Origin of the sequence: Methylophaga sp. UBA5088 (genome assembly GCF_002414625.1) — a bacterium.
GTDB classification, from domain to species: domain Bacteria; phylum Pseudomonadota; class Gammaproteobacteria; order Nitrosococcales; family Methylophagaceae; genus Methylophaga; species Methylophaga marina.
Genome location: NZ_DIAC01000028.1, coordinates 25639 through 27823 on the forward strand (window position 1 = coordinate 25639; position 2185 = coordinate 27823).

Sequence of the window (2185 nt, forward strand, 5' to 3'; positions counted from 1 at the left end):
TGCTCGCTATGCAGGCGATGAGTTTATTATTCTGCTGTCTGGTGAGTTTCCCAAAAAAGAATTAAAACGCTTTGTTGATAGGTTAATCAGTAAACTCAATGTGCCTTATCCTATTAATGGTATTGATTGCCGGTTGTCTGCCAGCATTGGCATTGTGCAGTATCCTTCTGATGCTTTGACTGCATCAGACTTACTCAAAAAAGCAGATCAGGCCATGTACGCAGCTAAAGCGGCTGGAAGGAACCAGTATTGTTACTATGAAGACGATGCTTCTGCAAAAGCATTGATTGACCATTAAATTAAACGCAGACTTTATGCGTGCTTAAGCGCAGATTTTCGTCATGAGTCTATATGTGTCTATAGACTATAAAAAGGCGCAATGTCTCTGTCATGCTGTCTAGCGCTATCACCATTCACATTTCATCTTAAGGACTTTAATGAAACAAAAACATCTTATCCTTGGCAGCCTGGTCGGGCTGGCTGTTGTGTCAGGTTATTTTTATGCGGATTATAAAAAACATGAAGTAATCAAAGAACGCATTGATATGGAACTGATGCAGTTTGATGGCACAAGCACCATTAAATACGGCACGCTGGACACATCACTTTTCTCTAATGCGGTGACATTAAAGAATGTGAGTATCGATACATCGGGTCTTTCAGGTATGACTCAAACACCCACACCTAAAATGATCAGTATTGAGTCGGTGACGGTGGATAGCAAAGCAGGGTTAAGCTCGCTGAACAATTCTCAGTTACCTCCTCATCTTGAAGTTACCTTACACCGCATAGCCACAGAAGTTGATTTTAAACAGCTAGCTCAGCAAAGTTACAAACCCGTTGAAAAAGCATTTTATCAAGTGGTGGACCAGGTTACTGAAGGTAAACCCACCACGGATTTTTACCTAGAATATGATTATGAACCAGCCAAAGAGAATACGCTTTCATTTATCGATATCACGCTGAAATCGGAACTGAATAAAGTGGCAAAGCTGGAAGTCAAAGCGGAAATAGAGAATATGCCACTGGATCCCGTGGTATTGATGTTGGGTGGTATGCAACGAGCACTTATTCATCATTTCCAGCTTGAGATTAAAGAAGAAGACAATACCTTTGATCTGATGATGGAAAACATCGCCAAGCAGATGAATGTCACTGAAAAGGCCTATCAAGCTCAGCTGACTGATCAACTTAAGAAAAAAGCTGAGACCTCACGCCAACCTGCAGAGCAAATGTTTTATGAGGCTATGGAAGACTTTGTGGAGGATCTTCATAAGTTCAAGATAGACATAACGCCTAAACAACCTATGACTTTAATCGATATCCAAAAGCTTGCCGCCTTTGCTAAAGATAGCGATGAGCTTGAAGAGCAACTCGAGCTGAAAATTAAAGGCAAATAAACGTTCTCCACCAACACCGCAGTGAGTAGGGCTAAGGTGTTGGTGGATTTTTCTTATCTGAGTGAATCAATCTATTTTTGATCTGAGGGTGGAGAGCAGACATATAGTTTTCTATCGTTTGAGTGTAGATATTATTTAAACCAATGTCTTCAAGTGTCTCATCATGTGTCAGATCTAATTGCAGCAGTTCAGCTTGACTACCGACCTGATGAAGTGTGTTTACAAAACGGGCGGAACTGTCACAGGCGTATTCACGTTGAAGAGAACAGACAACAAACATCGGGATTTCATCACCGTCCACATGATTAATCGGGGATGCCTGCTGCCAGTAATGTTCTTGTTTACCAAAGGCCTCATCATAGAATTCCACATGTTTTTGCTGCATTAAAGCGACTAAATCCAATACCTGGCTATCAATAACAAAACTGGCTAACCAAGGTCGTATATTGGCCTCTTGCATCAGTGTTTCATGGCTGGTCAATAACGCGAGCAAATGTGCACCTGCTGAGTGACCCAAAACCATCATTTTGTCAGCATCACCGTGCCACTGCTCGGCCTGGGTTTGTATGGTGTGAATGGCAGCGGCAATATCTTTAGCCTGAGTGATGGGATCGACTTCTGGGACCAAACGGTAATTAGTCGAAACGAGAATAAAGCCTTTCTTTACCCAGCGATTCACTTTGTTTTTGATTAATCCTGTGCTGCGTTTATCACCAAATTGCCAGGCACCACCGTGGATTAATAATAGAATAGGGGCATCTTTTGCATTTGCGGGTAGATAGACA

Annotated in this window: 3 protein-coding genes; 2 read left to right on the forward strand and 1 reads right to left on the reverse strand. The window is 41.9% G+C overall.

Going from position 1 to position 2185, the window contains the following annotated elements; translation table 11 throughout:
* Together B4K20_RS03645 and B4K20_RS03650 are read left to right on the forward strand one after the other, a co-directional pair.
* Positions 1-298, forward strand: a 298-nt coding sequence (locus tag B4K20_RS03645) for a diguanylate cyclase domain-containing protein (protein ID WP_289281924.1), incomplete at its 5' end; no start/stop codon positions are given.
* Between the two features lie 139 nt (positions 299-437).
* Entirely contained in the window at positions 438-1400 is a 963-nt protein-coding gene (locus B4K20_RS03650; protein WP_289281925.1) for a hypothetical protein, read from the forward strand.
* Positions 1401-1431: 31 nt separating this feature from the next.
* Here the strand turns inward: B4K20_RS03650 and B4K20_RS03655 are convergent.
* Positions 1432-2185: alpha/beta hydrolase (locus tag B4K20_RS03655; protein WP_289281926.1), on the reverse strand; the 754-nt coding region annotated here is incomplete at its 5' end.